At 49.6% G+C, this 20,150-nt stretch carries 16 protein-coding genes and 1 tRNA gene; 11 read left to right on the forward strand and 6 right to left on the reverse strand.

What is annotated here, in order from left to right; translation table 11 throughout:
• Window positions 1–51: 51 nt before the first annotated feature.
• The 6 genes from carB (at window position 52) to mdh (ending at window position 10,140) form a co-directional block, all read left to right on the forward strand.
• Window positions 52–2,889: a carbamoyl-phosphate synthase large subunit gene (gene carB / locus FN808_RS11860; protein WP_142714817.1), complete on the forward strand. Its 2,838-nt coding sequence runs from the start codon at window positions 52–54 to the stop codon at window positions 2,887–2,889.
• Window positions 2,890–3,020: 131 nt separating this feature from the next.
• Window positions 3,021–5,195 carry a DNA helicase RecQ gene (gene recQ / locus FN808_RS11865; protein ID WP_142714818.1) on the forward strand — a complete coding sequence of 725 codons (2,175 nt, stop codon included), beginning with the start codon at window positions 3,021–3,023 and terminating at the stop codon, window positions 5,193–5,195.
• Between the two features lie 144 nt (window positions 5,196–5,339).
• Entirely contained in the window at window positions 5,340–6,530 is a 1,191-nt protein-coding gene (locus FN808_RS11870; RefSeq protein WP_142714819.1) for a D-alanine--D-alanine ligase family protein, read from the forward strand.
• A 153-nt stretch (window positions 6,531–6,683) separates the two neighbouring features.
• Window positions 6,684–8,162, forward strand: a complete 1,479-nt coding sequence (locus FN808_RS11875) for an ABC transporter substrate-binding protein (RefSeq protein WP_142714820.1) — start codon at window positions 6,684–6,686, stop codon at window positions 8,160–8,162.
• Between the two features lie 17 nt (window positions 8,163–8,179).
• A complete protein-coding gene (locus FN808_RS11880; RefSeq protein WP_142714821.1) occupies window positions 8,180–9,052 on the forward strand; it encodes an NAD(+)/NADH kinase in 873 nt (290 codons plus the stop codon).
• Between the two features lie 131 nt (window positions 9,053–9,183).
• Window positions 9,184–10,140: a malate dehydrogenase gene (gene mdh, locus FN808_RS11885; RefSeq protein ID WP_142714822.1), complete on the forward strand. Its 957-nt coding sequence runs from the start codon at window positions 9,184–9,186 to the stop codon at window positions 10,138–10,140.
• Window positions 10,141–10,295: 155 nt separating this feature from the next.
• On the opposite strand, the gene FN808_RS11890 is transcribed toward mdh, so the two are convergent.
• From FN808_RS11890 to FN808_RS11910, 5 genes are all read right to left on the reverse strand, one after another.
• Window positions 10,296–11,105, reverse strand: coding sequence for a LabA-like NYN domain-containing protein (locus FN808_RS11890; RefSeq protein ID WP_142714823.1), 810 nt, complete (start codon window positions 11,103–11,105; stop codon window positions 10,296–10,298).
• Window positions 11,106–11,199: 94 nt separating this feature from the next.
• Window positions 11,200–12,666 (reverse strand): lipopolysaccharide biosynthesis protein, encoded by a 1,467-nt coding sequence (locus tag FN808_RS11895; protein WP_142714824.1) that lies wholly within the window; start codon window positions 12,664–12,666, stop codon window positions 11,200–11,202.
• A gap of 95 nt (window positions 12,667–12,761) precedes the next feature.
• Complete coding sequence (locus FN808_RS11900) at window positions 12,762–13,196, reverse strand: type II 3-dehydroquinate dehydratase (RefSeq protein ID WP_142714825.1); 435 nt, start codon at window positions 13,194–13,196, stop codon at window positions 12,762–12,764.
• Window positions 13,193–13,591 carry an HIT family protein gene (locus FN808_RS11905; RefSeq protein WP_142714826.1) on the reverse strand — a complete coding sequence of 133 codons (399 nt, stop codon included), beginning with the start codon at window positions 13,589–13,591 and terminating at the stop codon, window positions 13,193–13,195. Before FN808_RS11905 ends, FN808_RS11900 begins: the two co-directional genes overlap by 4 nt.
• Before the next feature lie 110 nt (window positions 13,592–13,701).
• On the reverse strand, window positions 13,702–14,637 hold the full coding sequence (locus tag FN808_RS11910; protein ID WP_142714827.1) for an MBL fold metallo-hydrolase: 936 nt from the start codon (window positions 14,635–14,637) through the stop codon (window positions 13,702–13,704).
• A gap of 192 nt (window positions 14,638–14,829) precedes the next feature.
• Here FN808_RS11910 and FN808_RS11915 point away from each other — a divergent pair.
• From FN808_RS11915 to FN808_RS11935, 5 genes are all read left to right on the forward strand, one after another.
• Window positions 14,830–14,902, forward strand: a tRNA-Lys gene (locus FN808_RS11915).
• 229 nt (window positions 14,903–15,131) lie between these two features.
• Window positions 15,132–17,114: an ATP-dependent zinc metalloprotease FtsH gene (ftsH, locus tag FN808_RS11920; RefSeq protein WP_142714828.1), complete on the forward strand. Its 1,983-nt coding sequence runs from the start codon at window positions 15,132–15,134 to the stop codon at window positions 17,112–17,114.
• A 144-nt stretch (window positions 17,115–17,258) separates the two neighbouring features.
• On the forward strand, window positions 17,259–17,720 hold the full coding sequence (mscL, locus tag FN808_RS11925; protein ID WP_142714829.1) for a large conductance mechanosensitive channel protein MscL: 462 nt from the start codon (window positions 17,259–17,261) through the stop codon (window positions 17,718–17,720).
• Between the two features lie 6 nt (window positions 17,721–17,726).
• Window positions 17,727–17,993, forward strand: coding sequence for a SemiSWEET transporter (locus FN808_RS11930; protein WP_142714830.1), 267 nt, complete (start codon window positions 17,727–17,729; stop codon window positions 17,991–17,993).
• A 137-nt stretch (window positions 17,994–18,130) separates the two neighbouring features.
• Complete coding sequence (locus tag FN808_RS11935) at window positions 18,131–18,886, forward strand: lysophospholipid acyltransferase family protein (RefSeq protein ID WP_142714831.1); 756 nt, start codon at window positions 18,131–18,133, stop codon at window positions 18,884–18,886.
• 100 nt (window positions 18,887–18,986) lie between these two features.
• Here FN808_RS11935 and FN808_RS11940 read toward each other — a convergent pair whose 3' ends face one another.
• Window positions 18,987–20,135, reverse strand: coding sequence for an alpha/beta hydrolase (locus tag FN808_RS11940; RefSeq protein ID WP_221930031.1), 1,149 nt, complete (start codon window positions 20,133–20,135; stop codon window positions 18,987–18,989).
• Window positions 20,136–20,150 lie beyond the last annotated feature (15 nt).

Here is a 20,150-nt window from a genome sequence, read left to right on the forward strand (position 1 = left end):
CGTCCCTTCAAAAATCATAATCTATTAATAAAATAGAAAACTACACCCAGAATGCCACGACGTAACGACATTAATACCATCCTCATTATCGGATCAGGACCCATTGTCATTGGCCAGGCCTGCGAATTTGATTATTCCGGATCACAAGCCTGCCGTTCCCTGAAAGAAGACGGCTACCGGGTTGTGCTGATCAACTCCAATCCGGCGACCATTATGACAGACCCGATGATGGCCGATGAAATTTACCTGAAGCCGCTGACCATCGAATCCATTAAGGAAATTGTAGAGAAAGAAAATCCCGACGCCGTGCTGCCCACCATGGGCGGCCAGACGGGCCTTAATTTAGCCCGGGACCTGCAGCAGGAAGGATACTGGAGCGACCACGGAATTCAGATCATCGGTGTGGATATAGCTGCAGTGGATATCACCGAAGACCGCCAGCAGTTCCGAGACCTGATGGACGAAATTGACATCCCCCAGTGCCGCAGCCGGGCGGCCGATTCGCTGCTGGAAGCTAAAGAGATTACCGAAGAACTGGGCGGCCTGCCCATTGTTATCCGCCCCTCCTTCACCATGGGAGGCGCCGGCGGCGGCATCGTATGGAGCGAAGATGAGTTTGAACGCAAAGTACGCCGCGGACTGGAAATGAGTCCTGTACACCGGGTGCTGATCGAGGAATCCATCTTCGGGTGGAAAGAATACGAGCTCGAGCTCCTGCGCGATCCCAATGATAACGTCGTTATCATCTGTACGGTGGAGAATATTGACCCCATGGGCGTGCATACCGGCGACTCGGTAACCGTTGCCCCCTCTCAGACCCTGACCGACAAACAGTTCCAGATGCTCCGCGATGCGGCTATTAAGATGATGCGCTCGATTGGAACCTTTGCGGGGGGCTGCAATGTGCAGTTCGCTGTTGAACCGGGCAGCGACCGCTATGTAGCTATTGAGATCAACCCCCGGGTGAGCCGCTCCTCGGCCCTGGCCTCGAAGGCCACCGGCTATCCCATTGCCAAGATAGCAACCAAGCTGGCGGTGGGCTACAACCTGGACGAACTGCCCAACCCGATTACCGGCAATACTTCGGCATGCTTTGAGCCCTCTATTGACTACGTCATTGTCAAGACGCCGCGGTTTAACTTTGAGAAGTTCCCTAATGTGGATGAAGAGCTTACCACACAGATGAAAGCTGTCGGGGAGGCCATGTCCATTGGACGCAATTTCCCCGAAGCGCTGAACAAGGCCTTCCAGTCGCTCGAAATTGGACGTGCGGGACTGGGCGCCGACGGTTATGAGGAGCTGGATCGCAAGCATGTGCGCGAACGCCTCATCAAACCTTACTGGGATCGCATGCTGAATATACGAAATGCCTTTAAGCTGGGTGCTTCGGTTGAAGAAATTGCTGATATCACCAAGGTCGATCCCTGGTTTCTGCAACAGATCCGCTACATGGTTTCCCTCGAAAATCGTACGGAGGGACAATCCCTGAAGGATATATCAAAAGAGGACTTCTACGAGCTCAAGCAGGCTGGTTTCGGCGACGAACAGATCAGCTGGATGCTCAGCCAGAGTAATGGTGAAGTTACCGAAGAGGAAGTGCGGGCCCGGCGCAAGGAGCTGGGGCTGACCCCCTCCTTCAAGGTGGTGGATACTTGCGCGGCAGAATTCCCGGCCGAAACCCCTTATTTCTATTCCGCTTACGAGGGAGAAAACGAAAGCGAGGTCTCTGACAAGAAAAAAGTGATGATCCTGGGCAGCGGACCCAATCGGATCGGCCAGGGTATCGAGTTCGACTACTCCTGTGTGCATGCCGTCAAGGCGGCCCAGGATATGGGCTATGAGGCCATCATGGTCAACTGCAACCCCGAAACGGTTTCCACCGACTTTGACATCGCCGACAAACTCTATTTTGAACCAGTCTTCTGGGAACGCGTGCTGGATATCTATGAACATGAGCAGCCCGAGGGCGTTATTTTACAGGTGGGTGGACAGACGGCCCTGAAACTGGGAAAACGCTTTGTCGAAGAGGGCATCAACATTTTCGGCACCGACTTTGAGATGATCAATTTTGCCGAAGACCGCGGATCCTTCTCGGAGTTTCTCAAAAAACTGGATATCCCCTTCCCCTCCTACGGTACAGCCGAGGATGTGGATGGAGCAATCGAAATTGCCAACCGCATCGGCTACCCGGTGCTCATCCGACCCAGCTACGTACTGGGCGGGCAGGGCATGCGTATCGCCGTAAAACAGGAAGAGCTGGAATATTACACCGAACGCGTTCTCGCCACGCATCCCGAAAATGCCTTCCTCATTGACAAATTCCTGGAGCATGCGGTTGAAGTGGATGTTGACGCCGTCTATGATGGTGAACAGCTGCATATATCCGGTATTATGCAACACATCGAGCCGGCCGGCGTCCATTCGGGCGACTCCACGGCCGTCATCCCGACTTACTCACTCAGCGACACCGCACTGGATAAAATCCGCTCGTACCATGAAAAAATTGCGGCAAACATGAACATAAAAGGATTCCTGAACGTACAGTATGCCGTCAAAGGTGATGAGGTGTACGTGCTGGAAGCCAACCCCCGTTCAACGCGCACCATTCCATTCCTGGCCAAAGCGACGGGACGTGCCGAAGCGCAGATTGCTGTAAAAGTGATGCTGGGGGCCAAAATAAAGGATTTCAGTACGGAAGAACTGACGTCGACTCTCGACAAATGGGCCATTAAGGAGCCGGTCTTTCCCTTCGATAAGTTCCCCGAAGTTAAGAAAGAACTTGGCCCGGAAATGAAATCCACCGGGGAAACCATTTACTTTATGGAGAATTTTAATGACGAACACTTTAAAAAACCTTTTGAATTTAAAAATCTCTATCTCAGTAAATAAGTTTTACTCGTAGGACATAAGAAGCGCCCTTTTTCCGGATAGCACAGATTTCGGCCGGTGGTGACATCACCGGTCCGAAATCTGTGCTATCATCATTCATTCTATCCCATTTCAAAATTTATTTGTACTCCATGATCAAAGAAGCACGCAAGAAACTGAATAATGTTTTTGGGTACGAAACGTTTCGTCCCCTACAGGAGGATGTCATCACCCAGGTCCTAAACAAAGAGGATGCCTTGGTCATCATGCCCACAGGCGGGGGAAAGTCGCTCTGCTACCAGATCCCAGCGCTTCTTTTTGACGGGTTGACGATTGTCGTATCTCCCCTCATCTCCCTTATGAAAGACCAGGTGGAACAGCTGCGCCAGTTTAACATTCCGGCTATATACCTGAACAGCTCGCTGACGCCTGAACAGTACCAGGATAATGTAGCCCGGCTTAAACGCGGTGAAGTTAAAATGCTGTACCTGGCCCCTGAGACGCTGCTCATGCCACAGACTCGCGAACTGCTTAGCAACCAGCAGGTTGATCTGTTTACCATTGACGAGGCTCACTGCATCTCCGAATGGGGGCACGACTTCCGTCCCGAATACCGGCAGCTCAACGAGGTACGGAGCGATTTTCCGGATGCAACCTGCCTGGCCCTCACGGCAACGGCAACCCCCCGCGTACGCCAGGATATCAAGGACATCCTGGAACTGGACGACTCCGAAACATTTCTGGCCAGCTTTGACCGAAAGAACCTTTTTCTGAAGGTCGCTGACAAAGACAACCCCGTTGAACAGACGCTTGATTTTCTCTATACGCGGAAAAAGCAGTCGGGGATTATTTACTGCTTTTCCCGCAAGCAGGTGGAGGAGCTCTATGTCGAACTAAAAAAAGAAGGGCACTCGGTGAAGCCCTACCATGCGGGGCTTTCCAAGAAAGTGCGTGCCCGCAATCAGGAACTCTTCATCAGGGATGACATTTCGATTATCGTGGCAACCATCGCCTTCGGCATGGGAATTGACAAGCCCAACGTACGGTTTGTCATGCACTACGACATGCCCAAGAACATTGAATCCTACTACCAGCAAATCGGACGGGCCGGCCGCGATGGCTTGCGTTCCGACTGCCTGCTGCTCTACAGCAGGTCCGACAAGCAGAAAATTCAGTATTTTATCAACCAGAAAGAAGGCCAGGAAAAAAAGGTAGCTGAAAAGCACCTGAAGGATCTAATGAAATTCCTGGAAACCGATGAATGCCGCCGGAAACCACTCATGAAGTATTTCGGCGAAACATACCCAAACGACGAATGCGGCATGTGTGACAATTGTCTGTCGGTTGATGCCGAAGTGGAAGACCTGACAGTTCAATCCCAAAAATTCCTTTCCTGTATAGCCCGCACTGATCAAAAGTTCGGGGCCTATCATATTGCGGATGTATTGCGGGGATCGAAGGCCAAGAAAGTCATCGAGAATGGGCATGATCAGCTTTCCACTTATGATATTGGCAACGAATGGGCCAAGGAACAGTGGATTTTACTCGGGCGTATGCTCGTCCGACAAAACTACCTGAGTCGCGATGAAAAGCACGGCTCGCTGCAGTTTACCGAACAGGCCAAAGCCGTATTGAACGGGCAGGAAAATGTGTTTGGCGTGCTCGACCGCACCGATACCGTTATTGGCGACGAAGCCATTGATCGTACCTCCTCGGATGTGGAAAATAACTACGACCGGGACCTTTTTGAGCAGCTTCGTGAAAGGAGAAAGGAAATGGCCGACCAGCAGGGCATCCCTCCCTATGTTATTTTTCCCGACACTACACTCATGGAAATGGCCTATTACTTCCCCCGGGATAAAGAAGATCTTCTCGCCATTTATGGCGTCGGATCGGTCAAACAAAAGAAATACGGGAAAGATTTTCTGAAGATGATCAGGACATACTGTGATGAAAATGAAGTGGAATCGCGCCGTAAGTCGTTAAAGAAAAAGAAGAAAAAATCGTCCGGGGAAACATTCGAGCAGATGGGAGAGGCCTTCAATGAGGGGCAGTCGATTGACCACCTGGCCGAGGAACACGGGGTCAAGCAGGTGACAGTCATCAAACACCTGAAGACCTACCTGGAAGAAGGCAACGACCTCAGAACCGAGGGAATCGCCGCGGCCTCCTCCCTTTCCGTACGCAAGCGTGACGAGGTGATGGAGGTCATGGACGATGTTGGAGCGCGAATGCTGCGCATTGTATACAATAAGCTCGATAAATCTGTTGGTTACAGCGAATTACGCGTTATGCAGCTTTATTACATGGCCCAGAATAAAAAATAGCAGCCGCACGAAGCTCCTGCCGGTATGGCAGGTGACGGGATGGAAATGCCGAACCCGGGGCAGCACCCGTCTGTCATTTCCTTCACATCTGAGGGTATCTTTTCTTATCATTAGAGGGATTTAACTTAATGATGATAAGATGTTATGAGTAGCCAAAATATTATTGTTGCCTTTGGAGGTATTTCACCTGAACATGAAGTATCCGTACTCTCGGCCATGCAGGCGATTGCCTCGCTCAAGAATACGAGCTATACGATCATTCCGCTGTACATATCCAAATCGGGACGCTGGCTGACCGGCCCGCCCCTGCTGGATCTTGAAAACTACCAGGATTTGGATGCATTAGTCAAGCAGGCTACCTCCTGTAGCTTCGGGCATGATGATCTGGGAAAACCCATTCTCCGGGAAACCGAGAAGAACGGCTTCTTCTCTTCCCCTGAACAACATTCCATCCACGCTGTTATCCCTGCTTTCCACGGGTCGGAAGGTGAAAACGGGGCTTTTCAGGGAACCTGCGAAATGTATAACATACCCTATGCCGGAAGTAATGTTCTCGCTTCGAGCCTGGGCATGGACAAGGTAAAAGCCAAAGAACTCTGCCGGGCCCATAACATCCCCGTTGTCGACGAATATGACTTTTATGAAAGTGAATGGGTCCGTGACCAAAAATCCGTACTCTATTATGCCGAGAAACTCCAATATCCTGTTATGGTGAAGCCCACCACACTGGGCAGCAGTATTGGGGTCGCGAAAGCCGATGATGAAGAAGCGTTGATCGAAGCTGTAGAGATGGCCTTCCGATACGATCACAACCTGATGATAGAAAAGGCAGTGATCCCCCTGATGGAAATCAACTGTTCGATTCTTGGCACCACCGAACAGATGCAGACCAGTGTCTGCGAGCGCCCCCTGGGACAACAGGACTTGCTTTCATTTGAAGACAAGTATCAAAATGAGGGAGGAGGGCAAAAAGGCATGGCCTCGGCAGACCGCATTATCCCCGCCGATATATCTGATGAACTCACCCAGAAAATCCAGGCCATGTCTCGCAATATATTCAAGATTTTTCGGGCCAGCGGAGTGGCCCGTCTCGACTTCCTGGTCAATACCGATACTGACGAGGTTTATTTCAATGAAATCAACACCATTCCCGGTTCTTTTTCTTACTATTTATGGGAAGAAAGTGGAATGAATATGAAAGAATTAATGCTAAAGCTTATTGACATAGCCCTGGAGCAGCACCGGCAGAAGGTGGGCCGCATACGTTCTTACGACACCAACCTGCTCAATGAAAAAGCAGTCAAAGGTATCAAGGGATTGAAGGGGACAAAATGATAACCCGTATTACCTGTTGCTTGATCCGGGGCAGATTCTGCAGATTCTGCAACAGGCTGTTTCATCAATGGATATTCAAAAAATACCATCCATTATTAAAATAAGGACGTTCGATGAAGTGTTCACAAACATTCCTTTAAAATTATCCGGACAATGATACTACTCCCTACTGCCAAACGACTGTCTGTTTTTCTTTTGATATTCGTCCTCGCCATGGCCTGCAAACAGCCCGAGACCATTATCGTTGACCGGGATCCCGAAACGGCCACCGCTGGTGATACGACCGATCAGTCCCAGACCGGAAGACAGGCGGCCAGTTTCCAACAGCTCAATATAGGAGAACTTGAGCCCATAAGATCCCTGGATCCGCTGCTTGCCACCAACAGCGCGGAGACACGGGCCATTCAACTGCTGTACGAGGGATTGGTTCGTTTCGATGAAACAGGGACGATCACGCCTGCCATTGCCCGGGAGTGGTCTTCCTCGAATGACCGTCGCCAATATACCTTCCATTTACGGTCGGATGTTTTTTTTCACAACAGCGAGGTATTTGGAAGCGGGACGGGACGCAAACTGACAGCCAATGATGTACGGTTTGTATTCGAACGGATGGCCCATAATGACGTTCCTCCCCATGCGGCTGAATTGTTCATGAATATTGAAGGGTTTGACGCCTATTTCCGGGAACAGCGGTTGCTGTATAAACCCAGTCTGAGAACACTGGATAAAATCAATGGCATCCGGACCCCCGACGATACGACGGTGGTTTTCGAGTTAAACGAACCAGACCCGGATTTTCTCCAAAAATTGGCCTCACCTCTGGCCGTGGTCTATCCCCGGGAGGCCACCAGAAGAAATACTGACAGCTTTGCAGCCGTAGGTTCCGGTCCCTTCACCTTGTCTCAACAGTCCAGTGACTCCAGCTTCATCTTTTCAAAATTCAACAACTATTACGGGGCCTCAGATGTACAACTTAATCGTGTCGATGTCATTTCAAGCAGTAATGAATCGGCCCTTTTCCAGGCACTCGAAGAGGGAGATATTCATTTTCTGCCGGCCCTGGGACCGTCGCTCGCACGCCGGGTATTATCAGCAGACATGTCCCTGGCAATGCCCTATGCAAACCGTTATGCACTCGAAGAAGCCGGTGAAATACAATATACCCTGCGGCGGCACCTTTCCTCCTCCCTCTCTCAGGGACAAGCAGCGGCCCTGGCTCAGCTTGCCCAAAATAATGGGGAGACGCTTTTCGATCCGTTCGGTCCGTTGCTAGCCGATACATCCTATATGAAAACAGAAGCAGATGTCCCGCCGACCGGCAGCCTGAACACAGAAGCGCCAGCAACTGAAGATCCATATGCAACGGCTTTTCTACTACAGCTTTCCGAACTGCTTGCCAACCAGGGCGGAATGCTTGCCATCAATGATGTCCGCATCCCCACACAACAAACCGGCGTTTTTATGAGCCGTTATTCTGAACTGCTTCCAACCGTGGATTGGAGCCGCCATCCCGAGGTCGCCAGCTTTACCATACAACAGTATTCCCTCAAGCGTCAAAACATCCAGCATCTTGCCGCTAACCGGTATTCATGGTGGATTAACCTTCGCAAGACCGAATTACCAGCCGACTAACATTTAAGTATATATTCATGAAACTCGCGGTAATAGCAAACCCCAGGAAGTATTCCGTAAAAGAATCCTTCATCGATATTCTTTCCTGGGCCGACAGTCATGACGTCAAGATTATTTTCTGCTCCGAACTGCAGGAACTCTATCGGGGCGAGGAGCATCCCTCTGCCGTTGTCACCGACAGTGAACAGGCAGCCATCGACCAGGCCGATATCATTATTGCCGTTGGCGGCGATGGAACGATGCTCTATACCGCCCGCCTGATGAAAAACATTCAAAAGCCCATCCTGGGCGTTAACAGCGGACGGCTGGGTTTTATGGCCTACACGCAGAAAGAGAATATTACCCAGGCGCTGGACAACCTGAAAGAAGGACACTACCGCATTGATAAACGATACCTCCTGGAAGCCGAAGATCATAAAGGGACCATCTACCATGCCTTAAATGAATTTCTTTTTGCCAAGAAAGATTCTACCTCCATGGTAACCGTCAGTGCCGAATATGATGACATGTTTATCAATAATTATTGGGCCGACGGACTGATTGTGGCCTCCCCTACCGGTTCCACAGCCTATAACCTCTCTTCGAGCGGACCCATTGTAATGCCGAATACCAATGTGATGGTGTTAACCCCCATCAATCCGCATACCCTGACCACACGCCCGCTGGTACTGCCTTCAAACAAGTCGCTGAAAATAAAGGTCCAGAAGCAAGACCACGAAGTGCTGTTCTCATACGACGGACAGATAAAGGAGATCACCTCCTACCCCTTTGAAGTCAACATCAAGCGGTCCAATTTTACCATAGATCTTATCGAACTGCCCAACCAAAGCTATTTTGATACTCTTCGCCACAAGCTCATGTGGGGGATGGATTCCAGGGAACGCCTGTAGAGCTGCGCCTGAAAAATTCAATCGGCGGCAGTCCGTTTCGGCGTCGTGCCCGCCATTTTCTTTATCCTGATATTCAGTAATTTTACCATTATCTTTATATCGAATTTTAACACATAAAAAAGTTAGTCAATATGAAAGTAACAGTAGTTGGTGCCGGCGGCAATGTCGGTTCTACGGTTTCGATGGCCGTTGCTCAGCGCGACTTTGCCAAAGAGGTTGTGATGGTTGATATCGTGCAAGAAAAAAATGGTGATAAAATTTATCCTTCAAAAGGTCGGGCCCTTGACCAGTGGGAATCATCCCCCATTCATAAATTTGATACCAAGCTTACCGGCACGGTAGATTATGAAGATACCGCCGGCTCGGATGTCTGCGTGATTACAGCCGGTGTTCCGCGTCGTCCCGGGATGAGCCGTGACGATCTGCTGGAAACGAATGCAAATATCGTGCAGTCCGTCACAGAGCAGCTGATTAAACATTCGCCCGATACTATTCTCATTATTGTATCCAATCCGCTCGATGTTATGGCCCAGGTGGCCTATGAAACCAGCGGACTGGATTCCAACCGGGTTATGGGAATGGCCGGAATTCTGGATACCGCGCGCTATCGCTCATTCCTGGCAGAAGAGCTGGACGTATCCCCGAAGGATATTCAGGCACTGCTGCTGGGCGGACACGGAGACACGATGGTTCCCCTTCCCCGATTTACTACCGTCGCCGGAATGCCTGTTACACAATTTATTGATGAGGATACATTGAATGAAATCGTCGAGCGCACCAAAGGCGGGGGCGGCGAACTGGTCAACCTGATGGGAACCTCAGCCTGGTATGCACCCGGAGCGGCAGCGGCACAAATGGTGGAAGCTATCATGCTCGATCAGAACCGCGTCTTCCCCTGTGCGGCCTATCTAAACGGTGAGTATGGCCACGAGGATCTCTTTTTGGGCGTACCCGTAAAATTGGGTGAAGGAGGAATTAAAGAGATAATTGAGGTTGATTTAAACAACGAAGAACAACAACTTATGGACACATCGGCTGATCACGTGCATTCTGTACTCGCAGAATTCCGCAAGCTGATGAATAAATAAATCGCAATAAATTGAAGACGTAAGGCTTCTTCACTACTTGCATTTGAAAAAAAGGCTCCGCAGACCATAGCGGGGCCTTTTTTGATTTCCATCCAGAAATGCCCGTGCTGTCGAATCTTTCACATAGGTTTCTTCCATGAGCCGGTGGATGCCCATCAGGGTGCACTGACCAGGACAATGTCTTCTGCTACCAATCCTTTGTCGTTCTCTATCAGGTCAAACTCAAAAATAAGATGACGACTGGGCAGATAGCTGGTATCAAAATCGCTCTCAAACTGTGATACATGCGCAAAGACGGTTTTATAGGGCGAGGCTTCGAACCGGGAGTCGGTAATCCAGAGATTTTCATTTAGCTTGACGAGATAGCGTAAAAACCCGTAGCCGTCGCTGTGTGAAAAGTCGTAACACACTCCCCGCACCCGTGACCCCACTTCGCCCCAGGCATAGGGCGATTCAATGGGCAGAATCCCCGGGATCAAATAGCCGGATATATACAGATCCGACTCCTTGCGAAGCTCCGTGGGAACATCATCAAAACCAACCAGCTCGACCCGGGCGCCCTGGCGCTGCAGGGCTCTGATTACACTTACATAACTTCCGTCGTTGGTCAGCAGAACGACGTTGTCCAGCTGCCTGCCCTGGGTCATCATATCGACGGCCATATCCATAGCCACCGTTGATTTGGTTATTACCTCTCCAGTCTCATGATCTTCATAATACTGCATGGGTTTTTCAATAACCTTGTACTCAAAATCACGCAGTACCTCGCTGAATCGCTGTGTCTTGGCGTGGTAGGATTCATCATTATTCGCTCTTTCCTGATCATAGCCCAAGTATACATTCATCCTCGAAGGAGTGCGTCCGTCGCGACAGGCAAATCGTCTTAATATATCATATCGCAAGCCAAATCCGCCATTCATGGTTACATTCACAGCGTCTACAAAAATACCAACATTATTTTTCATAATTATTTCTCTCTATAATTTTTATTCCAATCTTAATAATGAAGAACAGATAGGTGTAGTTCTCAGCAACTATCACCCTGCGCAATACTTATATTTATCGCTCAGGGGTAGACCAGGCAAAACCAACAAAGCCTGCTATACCAATTATTAACATAATACCACGGCTCATCCATTCCCCTGAAACCCATTGATTCAGATACGACTGCAGGTACAAACAGAGAAACGCAAGAATCATCATTCCCAATCCGCGGAACACCTCGTACTGTACCGGGTAAACTTTAATACTTTGATAGTAGAGCAGCAGCGCCATAACCGAATAGCTGATTAACGTGGCTGCCGCCGATCCCATCATGCCCCAGTACGGGATAAATACGAGGTTGGCTGCAATCGTGATAACGGCGCCGATCAATGTAATAACGGGCAGCACTTTGGTTTTTTCGCGGATAAAAATACCGGCCGAAAAGTTCATATACCAGCCATGAAACCAGTATGCCCCAAGCAGTAGCGGTACAATCTGGAGCCCGAGCCAGTATTCCTTCCCAACCAGGTAGACATCAAGAAACGGAACCTTGATCTGAACGATCTGCTGTACAAACAGCCCCACGACTAAAAAACAGGTCCCGGCAATGACGTTAAAATACCGAAACACATCGCGATAAAGCCCGGGGGCTTCCGGGTCATCAGCCTCGCGCAGAAAGAACGGCTGCCATGCCATGCGAAACATCTGTACCAGCAATAGCATGAAGACCGATACTTTGTAACAGGCACTGTAGATCCCTACAACGTCGTCTGGCATCAGGTCGGGACTGTAAAGCTCCGCAACCCTGCTTTCCGAGAGGTAGTTGCCAAGAAAAAAGCGATCAAGCGTTTCATTGATCGCAAAGCCCAACCCTGCCGGAACAAACGGCAGCCCAAAGTAGAACGCCTTTTTGAGGATGGACGTATCCCACGTCCCTGAAAACATATCAGCCGTAACCAACCACAACACCAGGGCCGTCAGGGCCGATGCAATTAAGCTGGCAAAAAAAACCGCCTCAATCCCCCGGTCGAGCCACAGGATAAAGTAGAACTGCAATCCGACATTGACAACGACATTGGCTGTCTTTACAATGGCAAACAACCACTGGCGGCGGACCAGCCGCAGCTCGGCAAATGGAATCAATACCATGGTATCGAACCAAAGGATGCCCAGCATCATCCAGTACAGATTTTGATTGCCCGCAGCCTCCAGATTCATTACCGGCATGAGGGTAGGGGCCAGCAGGGCAAGCATCAGTACGAGGAATGAAGAAAGCAGTCCCAGTCCAATTTGGAGCGTTTTGAAGATGTCCGGAGACCGCTCCCGATCTTTGGCATACCGCAGGTAGGCCGATTCCATCCCGAACGTAAACAACACATTTAAAAATGCCAATCCGGCATACACCAAGCTGACAACCCCGTATTGCGAGGTGGCAAAAGCATCGGTGTGAAGGGGCACCAGCAAATACCCAATAAACCGGGCCAGGACGCTGCTTATCCCGTAAACCAGCGTATCGGAGAGGAGTTCTCTTAATTTTTTCAATTACAAAAGCGTGAGATTAACATTAGTTCTGACCTGTGCTGCAACTGTTGGCATCTCATAATAAAACGGGGCGGTTTTTTTCCAGTCCACGTCTATCACTGATCCGCTATCAGCCGCTGGATGGCATACACTCCCAGCACGTAGCTGTGCTTGCCAAAGCCGGTGATGATACCATCTGCAATGCGGCCGGTCAGCGTCTGCTCACGAAATTCCTCGCGCGCATGAATATTGGACAAATGCACCTCCACGATGGGTATTTCCAGCAGGTCCAGGGCATCTCGTATAGCCACGGAGGTGTGAGAATACCCTCCAAAGTTTGCAATGAGCCCATCAACATCACTTTTCAGGAGCGACTGAATAGCTTCGACCAGTTCTCCCTCCAGGTTGCTTTGAAAAAAGATAAGTTCATCATCAGGAAATGTTTCGGTCAGCAGCTGCTCGATATCTTCAAGCGTTTCAGCACCGTAATGCTCAGGGTCGCGGGTGCCCAGCATGTTGAGATTGGGTCCATTCAATATGGATAGTTTCATAGCTGCACCTCTCTGCTTATCAGGCTGGCCAGTTCTTTCATCCGGTCATCACTCACGCTTACATTATGCCCGAGTGCCATTACCTGATGCGTTTCATAAAGGGGAACCAGGTGAACATGCGCGTGGGGTACTTCCAGTCCCTGCACAATAACACCGGTGCGAAGCGGTTCCAAGGAGGTATCGATAGCGCGGGCAATCGTCCGGGCAAAGCCCATAGTGCTATGCATCAAGGCATCCGGCAAATCAAAAAAATAATCCACCTCCTGTTTGGGTACTACCAGCGTATGTCCCTCTGCGATGGGGTTTACATCCAGAAATGCCATATGATCTTCCGTCTCCGCCACCTTGTGACATGGTATTTCGCCTTCAATGATTTTGGTGAATATCGTAGCCATACTGTCAATGGTTATTTGTTATTCTTATGGTTATCGGAAGCTGGCAATACCATGGCTCATTGTCAAACCAATTGGCTATTTTCTTGCAGCTCCAAATGAAGAGTCAAACCTTATGCCTTGCAATATGTTCGTTTTCTTTGGTTCCAGCCAATAGTCTCCTCTTCCCGGCCCCAATCCAGGTACCCCAATACTTCCGACAATGCCAAAAAGACGGCTCCCTGTTCAATGGACGGGGCAAACAGCCGCCGGGCCAGCTCCATCAAACTCATCGGTTGCTTCGCCAGCAGCTGGTGAATATGAGCATAGCGCTTTTCCTGTTCCTGCAGGTGATGTTCTGCCACCTCCCTGATATGGTGAATGATCTCCCCATGGCCCGGCAGCACTTGTCCCTCCCGTTCAGCAATCCAACGGAGGGATGCCCGGTACTGCAATAAACTTTTATTCCGCTGACGCGTATCCGGGTCAAAATTTATGAGCGCATTGGTACTGATATTGTCAAGCAACAAGTCTCCACCGAACATTACGCCTTCCCGCGTATCAAAGAGGAGATGTCCGGGAGCGTGTCCCGGCACTTTTTTCACCTCAACCGATATTCTGCCGCTCTCCAGCAGGTCTCCTTCCCGCACCCATTCCGGTTCAATGGGCTGCTGATATTGCTGCAGCCATTCCAGCTGATCCAGCATCTGTTGAACCAGCTCTTCCGGGACATCCTGGCTTTGGAAGTAGTCCCGAAACAGATCCCGGTCGTCATTCCCTGCAAAGTTTGACCGTTCCTTGGGATGTCCGTATATCACTGCTCCCGACCGGTCGGCCAACAAAGCGGCCTGCCCGAAATGATCAGGATGTCCGTGGGTAAGCCAGATTTCATCCAGATCCCCCAACTGCAATCCCTGTTCCCCCAGGTGGGCTTTCAGCCGTTCCAGCGATTCTTCAGCATAATAGCCACAATCCACGAGTACAATCTTGTCATCCACAATGAGATAACAAAACACATCCCCCACCGCAAAGGGCGTGGGAATACGCAGGGGAAATATGTGCTGCGACATCAACAGAGACGGTTTCAAATCAAAAAAATAAATTAAATTGGAAATAAGGTTGAAAGTTAGCGATTTTTAGACGCAATTGAAGTTTCCAACTGTGCCTGTACGGGCTGCAGTACGGCAAACAAAATTTTTCCTGATTTTTGGTTGAAATTCAACCGATGAAAGCCGTATATTTGGAATCTGTTTTGAGACCGAGAGTCGGTAGCTCAGATGGTAGAGCAACGGCCTTTTAAGCCGTGGGTCGAGGGTTCGATCCCCTCCCGACTCACTTTCTAGACACTCTCTCTTAAGCCTCTGACGGTTGATAGCCTCAGGGGCTTTTTTCTGATCACTCTTTTTCATGCTTTTTTATTACGATTCTTTCAGATATTAAATGCATCGCAATTCCATCACGCTATTCGTATACTGACCTATGGAATTACGATCCCTTCATTTCACGTTGAAAGGGATACCTACTTTATTTGAATCTTTTGCTATCTATTATTTAACCCAAGTTTATGGCCGAGAACAAGAGAAAATCATCGGACAGTAACAATCCCAAAAATAGGAAAGGTAATAAAAGGCCGGGCGGTAAATTTCAATACAGTTTCTATTGGATCATTATTGCCACGCTTCTTGCTTTTTGGCTCTTCAGCTCCCAGGATGGTGGACTCTTTGGTGGCCCACCTACCATTGATTACAGCACTTTCCGTGAACAAATCCAGGCTGGCAATGTCCAGAAGGTAACGGTGCGCGGTGACAAAATTGAAGGCCAGCTCAATCAGAAGGCAACACTCAAGGCCTCTGAAAACGATACCACGCAATACAGCCATTTCTCAACCTATCTGCCTTCCTTTGGCGATGAGAAGCTGATGGACATGCTCGAAGCCAACAATGTAAAGGTACAAACACTGCCGCAGAGCAATTACAACTGGTGGACCATCTTAATCTGGGGCATCCCCCTGATCTTCCTCATCATCATAGGCATCCAGTTTTTTCGTCAGATGCGTATGCAGGGGCAGAATATGTTCAAGATTGGGCAAAGCAAGGCCAAGCTGCAAGACGCTGAAAAAGTCAATACCACCTTTGATGATGTGGCCGGACTCAGTGGCGCCAAAACCGAGCTGCAAGAAATCATCAGTTTCCTCAAGAATCCCAATAAGTTTGATTCCCTCGGCGGTGAAATTCCCAGGGGTTTGTTGATGGTGGGTCCACCCGGAACCGGGAAAACGCTCCTGGCACGGGCCGTAGCCGGAGAAGCAAAGGTTCCCTACTTTACCATTACCGGCTCTGACTTTATGGAAATGTTCGTAGGTGTGGGGGCCAAGCGCGTGCGGGATATGTTCAACAAGGCCAAGGAAAAAGCTCCCAGCATTATTTTCATTGACGAAATTGACTCTATTGGCCGCAAGCGGGGAGCCGGCTTGGGTGGTGGCCATGACGAGCGGGAACAAACGCTCAATCAGCTGCTGGCCGAACTGGATGGATTTGAACCCAATGAAGGCGTTGTGGTGATGGCCGCCACCAACCGTCCGGATATCCTGGACAAAGCCCTGCTCCGACCCGGTCGATTTGACAGGCAGATTACGGTACACCTGCCAACCCAGGAACACCGCAAGGAGATTTTAAAAATCCATGCCAAGAACAAAAAACTTTCCGAGGACATTGACCTCAGTGAGATTGCCCGGTCAACCCCCGGTTTCAGCGGAGCAGACCTTCAGAACCTGCTTAACGAGGCCGCTCTCATCGCTGCCCGGCATAAGCGCAAGGCTGTAGAGCAGCAGGATGTCGACCAGGCCCGCGACAAGGTGATGATGGGGCTCAAGCGGGAAGGGATTCGTCTTTCTGATCACGAGAAAAAACTATTGGCATATCATGAAGCGGGGCATGCTATTGTAGCGGCCGCCCTGCCCGACACCGACCCCATACACAAAGTCACCGTCATTCCGCGCGGCAAGGCCATGGGCGTCACGATGCAGCTTCCCGAGAAAGAAAAGCTGCTCTACGAAAAGAAATATATGCTCGATCGCATGGCTGTTATGATGGGGGGGCGTGCGGCAGAAAACCTCATCTTCGACACGGCCACCAGCGGAGCTGAGAACGATCTCAAGCAGATTACAAAGCTGGCCCGCAAGATGGTACTGGACTGGGGCATGAGTGACAAGTTTAACAATATTGCCTTCGGAGGTCAGCGCGAACAGGTATTCCTGGGCGAGCAGATGGGCAGCCAGCAGGAGTACAGCGACAGCACGGCCCGGGAGATCGACCAGGAAGTACAACAGATCCTGAAAACGGCCTATGACCGTGCCCTCGAGGCTATCAATAAACACCGTGATGTGTTAGACAAGTTGGCCGACGAGCTTCTGGAGAAAGAGGAAGTGTCCGGCAAAATTGTTATGGCCTGGATGAATGGAGATATGGATGCTCAAGAAGAACCGGAGAAAAAAGAGGAACAGCTGACCGATTCCAGCAACACCGGGTCCGAGCAAGAGGAAGAGTAGCAGTCAGAGTCAGACCGGCATGAGAAGCGATGCTCATCATCATACGGAAGACTGCGAGCTGGAACAGCCTGCTGCTTCCTGTATACAGCTGGTTTCATAATCCCGGAATTTTGAGCACTCGGAATCCTCTTAGTCGAACATCTTATGTTTAAAGAGTTCAAAGCCTTTGCTGTACGTGGTAACGTCATCGATATGGCCGTCGGAATAATTATCGGGGCGGCTTTCACGACGGTGGTACAATCACTGGTCAACGACTTGTTGATGCCGCCCCTCAGTCTGCTCACCAGTGAAGTTGATTTTAGTAATCTGTTCCTGGTGCTCAGGGAAGGAAGCAGCCCGGGTCCCTATACCTCCCTCCAGATGGCAGAAGAAGCCGGAGCTACCATCCTTCGGATAGGAACTTTTATCAACGCCATAACGAATTTTGGACTCGTTGCCATTGCCGTATTTCTGATGATACGCTATATCAACAAACTGAAAGATCCGAAACAAACCCCGGAACCGGTTTCTCCCACTATCAAGAAATGCCGTTACTGCTACTCTGATATACCTATCCAGGCAACACGATGTCCCCATTGCACCTCCAAATTTGATTTAGAGAACTAACTACTCATGTCTATGACCATGATCCTGGGATTGGTGGCCGGTATGCTCACCACCATTGCCTTCATACCGCAAGTTGTCAAAACCTGGAAAACGAAATCTGCTGATGATCTGTCTCTTGGGATGTATGTGGCATTTTGCCTTGGGGTCTCACTCTGGCTCATCTATGGATTCATCGTTTCGGATCTTCCCATCATTGCCGCCAACCTGGTTACCTTATCTTTGGCCATAACCCTTCTTTATTTTAAGCTGACCTACAATAACAAAACCCGGTAGCTCCACCTGGCGGCAAATGAGACCTTATACCGCGGGTCAGCAGGTACCGCCTTCATCAAAGGTGAGGGGCGTGCCATGATTGGTCAATGATTTTTCTATATTCCGGTCACATTTGACAAGAGTATCACCCCTTGGCTATGAGTACTTCCACTTTTACATTCGGGGATCATTTCCGAAGCATTCTCGCTATCAGTCTTTTTTTCCTGATCCTGCTGTTCTTCACTCCCCTTATCCTTTTGCTTCTGCTGCTCACCCTTGGCAGGGCCTCCAATTTTATTGTTGAACACGTCGCCCCCCTGATGATGCAGCCTGTCTTGTGGACCAGTGGTATCCATTTCGACGTACAGCACCATGACGGCCCAATTACCTGTCCGGCTGTTTTCATCATCAACCACAGCTCGACCCTTGATGTACTGACACTCTTAGCCCTGGGCCTGCCCAGGATCCGATTCGTTGCCAAATGGGAGTTCCAGTATAACCCCCTTTTCTTCCTCCTCGGACGTCTGACGGGGCAGATTTTCATCCAGCGGAGGCAGTCTGATAAAGCGATAAAGCAGCTGAAAAAAACCTACGGGCGCATCAAGCGCAACCAGCTATCGGTCATGATGGCCCCTGAAGGCTCCCGCAAGCACCCGGGCATTATCGGTCCCTTCAAGAAGGGCCCCTTCCGTATGGCCCTGGATCTCGGATATCCCATTGTTCCCATCTATTTTGAAGGGAGCCGGGAATTGAGCAAGGGCGGAAGCCTCATCACAAAATCCGGGACCGTCACAGCCCATATCCACGAAGCGATAGACGTGTCGAACTGGACCCTGGAGAACCTCGACGGTCATATCACAGAGATACGCAGCCGCTACCTGGAATGGGCCGGGGTCGGGGAAGATGTCGCCTGACCCTGCTACGACCGGTTTTTCCTCATCCCGAGCTTGTGTAACCTGCAAGCAAGTAGATAACAGCTAAACCTGTGTGAACTCTAAAACGGGTGAGGTTATATTATTCCATATCATGCTCGGAAGGGATGTGACCAAGGACCTTATCTATGAACTGATAGGCTTCTCGGCGCACCTCTGTCGGAAAATCGTGCCCTGCATCAGGATATCGAACCTGAAGGTTGTCTTCAGCATCCAAAAATTTATATACGCTGCGTGATTTTAAAATTCCTTTTCGTACTCCATTAACATCAAAGTTGTTATCATTGGCAGGAGAATTCGAAAAAAAGGAACGTGGAGCTATGGCCGCTATAATTTCATGAAAGTCAAAAGGGATTATATCATCATCCATATTAAATTTATCACGTATTAAAGGCATATATACATCTTGTGCCCAGGGACCAAGCCGCCCCCCATATTTTTCAACTGCCGCCTTGCCAATGTCATAGTATCCAAGTTGTGTCCATCCGCTGCTGGAAACAACGACCTTTAAGCGAGGATCGAAAGCAGCAACAAACATGGCATTATGTCCTCCCAACGAGTGCCCGATGACCCCAATTTTCTGAGGATCGACATCTTCTCTTTCCCTGAGCAGATCTACACTGCGCATATGATTGAAAATTCCCTTCATTGTCCCTGACTTATACCGGTCTTCATCAAATTTATAATCTTTTAACTCTCCGAATCCGGGATAATCCGGTGCAATGACAATATATCCCCGTTCGGCCAATTCCTTTGCATAGCCTCTGTTGGCAAGCCCTTGTCCATCAACAATATCTTTTCCTATTTCTCCTGTCGGATGAAGGGCAAGCATTGCCGGCAGTTTCCCAGATACACCGCTGCGATGCGGGATATACAAATAGGCGGATATCCGTTCATCTTTTGCAACCGTAAAACTGATCGTAAGTCGGTTATACCTATCTGTCTTTAACGTATCAAAAGCCTGTATATTCAAGGGAGGCAGATCAATTCGTTGTGGTAATGCCCCCATTACTTCTTCCATTCCCTTTATGATATTCCATCTCTGGTTCTCCCATTCAGCGATTGATGAAATATGTTTTGGGGCATTGTCTATTGAACTTTCAATAACAAAAGCATGGTTATCGGACTGTGCATGCATTTTTCCCGGCCAGATGTTTAAAAAGCACATAGCAAAGAAAAAGAACAAAACAAGTCGCTTGCCAACTGGAAACCTATTATCCCTGAATTCCATAATCCTCCGAACCCT

Origin of the sequence: Fodinibius sediminis (genome assembly GCF_900182555.1) — a bacterium.
GTDB classification, from domain to species: domain Bacteria; phylum Bacteroidota; class Rhodothermia; order Balneolales; family Balneolaceae; genus Fodinibius; species Fodinibius sediminis.

Coding starts and splice junctions, on each gene's coding strand:
- carB (WP_142714817.1), top strand. CDS start 52: ATGCCACGACGTAACGACATTAATACCATCCTCATTATCGGATCAGGA.
- recQ (WP_142714818.1), top strand. CDS start 3,021: ATGATCAAAGAAGCACGCAAGAAACTGAATAATGTTTTTGGGTACGAA.
- FN808_RS11870 (WP_142714819.1), top strand. CDS start 5,340: ATGAGTAGCCAAAATATTATTGTTGCCTTTGGAGGTATTTCACCTGAA.
- FN808_RS11875 (WP_142714820.1), top strand. CDS start 6,684: ATGATACTACTCCCTACTGCCAAACGACTGTCTGTTTTTCTTTTGATA.
- FN808_RS11880 (WP_142714821.1), top strand. CDS start 8,180: ATGAAACTCGCGGTAATAGCAAACCCCAGGAAGTATTCCGTAAAAGAA.
- mdh (WP_142714822.1), top strand. CDS start 9,184: ATGAAAGTAACAGTAGTTGGTGCCGGCGGCAATGTCGGTTCTACGGTT.
- FN808_RS11890 (WP_142714823.1), bottom strand. CDS start 11,105: ATGAAAAATAATGTTGGTATTTTTGTAGACGCTGTGAATGTAACCATG.
- FN808_RS11900 (WP_142714825.1), bottom strand. CDS start 13,196: ATGAAACTATCCATATTGAATGGACCCAATCTCAACATGCTGGGCACC.
- FN808_RS11905 (WP_142714826.1), bottom strand. CDS start 13,591: ATGGCTACGATATTCACCAAAATCATTGAAGGCGAAATACCATGTCAC.
- FN808_RS11910 (WP_142714827.1), bottom strand. CDS start 14,637: ATGTCGCAGCACATATTTCCCCTGCGTATTCCCACGCCCTTTGCGGTG.
- ftsH (WP_142714828.1), top strand. CDS start 15,132: ATGGCCGAGAACAAGAGAAAATCATCGGACAGTAACAATCCCAAAAAT.
- mscL (WP_142714829.1), top strand. CDS start 17,259: ATGTTTAAAGAGTTCAAAGCCTTTGCTGTACGTGGTAACGTCATCGAT.
- FN808_RS11930 (WP_142714830.1), top strand. CDS start 17,727: ATGTCTATGACCATGATCCTGGGATTGGTGGCCGGTATGCTCACCACC.
- FN808_RS11935 (WP_142714831.1), top strand. CDS start 18,131: ATGAGTACTTCCACTTTTACATTCGGGGATCATTTCCGAAGCATTCTC.
- FN808_RS11940 (WP_221930031.1), bottom strand. CDS start 20,135: ATGGAATTCAGGGATAATAGGTTTCCAGTTGGCAAGCGACTTGTTTTG.